The sequence below is a fragment of the Nocardia sp. NPDC058497 genome (assembly GCF_042720195.1).
In the GTDB taxonomy this organism is placed as follows: Bacteria; Actinomycetota; Actinomycetes; order Mycobacteriales; family Mycobacteriaceae; genus Nocardia.
On sequence record NZ_JBHXMY010000712.1, the window covers coordinates 1 to 2,673 of the forward strand.

Consider the following 2,673-nt stretch of genomic DNA (forward strand, 5'->3'; position numbering starts at 1 on the left):
AACCGCCCCCGCTCTCACCCGATTTGTATTTCGGTCTCGTGGGATGGGATTTGTTTATCAGAGACAGCGAATCGGGCAAGCTGTCGAAATTCTCGCCGCGGCTCATGCTGTCGGACCTGATGGTGCACCAGCAGGACATCCGGCGGCCACTGCGGCGCCCGCGCACCATTCCCGCCGATCGCCTGATCGCGGTCCTGTCCTATCCGGACCCGTTCGCCTCCCCGGGCAAGCGGACCAGGGGCCTGCGGTTCGTTGCCACCGATATCGGATGGTCCTGGGGCGACGGCCCGGAAGTCCGCGGCCCCGGCGAGGCCATCGCCCTCGCTGTCGTCGGCCGCACCGTCGTCCTCGACGAACTCACCGGCGGTGGCGTTCCCGAACTCCGCCGCCGCTGCGCCTGAGCGCAGTGACACGGGCCTCACCCACCCGGACCGGTGGCGGGATCGGCGGCGCAGACCTACTAGTCTGATCATGTGAGTCTTGTGCTGTTGCCCGCTGTCGATGTCGCCAATGGTGAGGCCGTGCGCCTCGTGCAGGGGGAGGCCGGTAGCGAAACCAGCTACGGGTCGCCACGGGACGCGGCGCTGGCATGGCAGCAGGCCGGTGCCGAGTGGGTGCATCTGGTCGACCTGGACGCGGCGTTCGGCAAGGGCAGCAATCGGGAGCTGATCGCCCAGGTCGTCGGTGAGCTCGATGTCAAGGTCGAGCTGTCCGGCGGTATCCGCGACGACGACTCGCTGAAGGCGGCGCTGGCCACCGGGTGCGCGCGGGTCAATATCGGTACCGCGGCGATCGAGAACCCGCAGTGGTGCGCGCGGGTGCTCGGTGAGTACGGCGACCGGATCGCGGTCGGGCTCGATGTCAAACAGATCGACGGGGAATGGCGGCTGCGTGGCCGCGGCTGGGTGACCGACGGCGGCGACCTGTGGGAGGTGCTCGAGCGCCTCGAGCGCGACGGGTGCGCGCGCTATGTCGTCACCGACGTCTCCAAGGACGGCACGCTGACCGGCCCCAACCTCGAGCTGCTGAGTGAGGTCGCCAACGCCGCCGAGGCACCGGTGGTCGCCTCCGGCGGTATCTCGGTGCTCGACGACCTCGTCGCCATCGCGGGCCTGGCCGAGGACGGCGTGGAGGGCGCGATCATCGGCAAGGCACTGTACGCGGGCCGGTTCACCCTGCCCGAGGCACTGGCCGCGGTGCGCTGATCCCCACGATGACCGCCGTACCGAGCACCACCGAACTGACCGACCTGCTGGCCGTCGCCACCCAGGTACTGGACGGGGTCGTCCCGCGCTTCGTCGAGGGGATCGGTGCGCCGAGCGCGGTCACCAAGGGCCGCAACGACTTCGCCACCGAACTCGACCTCGAGCTGGAACGCACCATCACCGCCGAACTGCAGCAGCGCACCGGTATCGCGGTGCACGGCGAGGAATTCGGCGGCCCCGCGCTCACCTCGGGCACGGCCTGGGTGCTCGACCCGATCGACGGCACCTTCAACTACTCCTCCGGCCACCCGATGTCGGGCACGCTGCTCGCGCTGCTGCACGAGGGCGAACCGGTGATCGGCCTGACCTGGCTGCCGCTGCTCGGCCACCGCTATTCCGCGGTCGCGGGCGGTCCGCTGCTCGTCGACGGCATCGCGATGCCGCCGCTGGAAACCGGCAAGCTCGCAGACTCGATGATCGGGTTCGGCGCGTTCAACCTCGACTCGGCGGGACGCATCCCCGGCCAGTTCCGGTTCGACCTGCTCGGCGCGCTGAGCAGGCTGTCCTCACGGGTGCGGATGCACGGCTCCACCGGCATCGACCTCGCGTTCACGGCCTCCGGCGTGCTCGGCGGCGCGGTCGTGTTCGGGCACCATCCGTGGGACAACGCGGCCGGTGTCGCGCTGGTGCGGGCCGCGGGCGGCGTGGTCACCGATCTGGCGGGCGCGCCGTGGACGATCACCTCCGGTTCGGTGCTGGCCGCCGCGCCCGGGGTGCACGAAGAACTCCTTGACATGATCTGCACGGTCAGCGAAGAAGAACGAGGGTGAACACCATGACACCGCGCACCGAGGAACGGCCGGATACGGCGGCGCCGAGCACCTTGGCCGTCCGCGTGATCCCGTGCCTGGATGTCGACGCGGGCCGGGTGGTCAAGGGCGTCAAGTTCCAGAACCTGCGCGACGCGGGCGACCCGGTCGAGCTGGCCGCCACCTACGACGCGCAGGGCGCCGACGAACTGACCTTCCTCGACGTCACCGCCTCCACCGGCGATCGTGGCACCATGCTCGACGTGGTGACCCGCACCGCCGAGCAGATCTTCATCCCGCTGACCGTCGGCGGCGGCGTGCGCACCGTCTCCGACGTCGACCGGCTGCTGCGCGCGGGCGCGGACAAGGTGTCGGTGAACACCGCCGCCATCGCCCGCCCCGAGGTGCTGTTCGAGATGTCGCAGCGCTTCGGCGCCCAGTGCATCGTGCTCTCGGTCGACGCGCGCACCGTGCCCGACGGTCAGCCCGACACCCCGTCCGGCTGGGAGGTCACCACCCACGGCGGCAAGCGCGGCACCGGCATCGACGCCGTCGACTGGGCCATCCGCGGCGCCGAACTCGGCGTCGGCGAGATCCTGCTGAACTCGATGGACGCCGACGGCCCCAAGGTCGGCGTCGACCTGCCGATGATCGCCGCG

Annotated in this window: 3 protein-coding genes and 1 pseudogene; all 4 read left to right on the forward strand. The window is 70.4% G+C overall.

The annotated features are described in order from the left end of the window. Positions 1-401: pseudogene (locus tag ACFWPJ_RS29865) on the forward strand (DinB family protein); the annotation flags it as partial. Positions 402-473: 72 nt separating this feature from the next. Next, on the forward strand, positions 474-1,205 hold the full coding sequence (priA, locus tag ACFWPJ_RS29870; RefSeq protein WP_378856413.1) for a bifunctional 1-(5-phosphoribosyl)-5-((5-phosphoribosylamino)methylideneamino)imidazole-4-carboxamide isomerase/phosphoribosylanthranilate isomerase PriA: 732 nt from the start codon (positions 474-476) through the stop codon (positions 1,203-1,205). Between the two features lie 8 nt (positions 1,206-1,213). Further along, the gene (locus tag ACFWPJ_RS29875) at positions 1,214-2,035 is read left to right on the forward strand and encodes an inositol monophosphatase family protein (RefSeq protein WP_378856415.1); all 822 of its coding nucleotides are present in this window, start codon (positions 1,214-1,216) and stop codon (positions 2,033-2,035) included. 5 nt (positions 2,036-2,040) lie between these two features. Next, the coding region (gene hisF / locus ACFWPJ_RS29880) for an imidazole glycerol phosphate synthase subunit HisF (RefSeq protein ID WP_378856417.1) at positions 2,041-2,673 on the forward strand (633 nt) is incomplete at its 3' end.

Coding starts and splice junctions, on each gene's coding strand:
- ACFWPJ_RS29875 (WP_378856415.1), top strand. CDS start 1,214: ATGACCGCCGTACCGAGCACCACCGAACTGACCGACCTGCTGGCCGTC.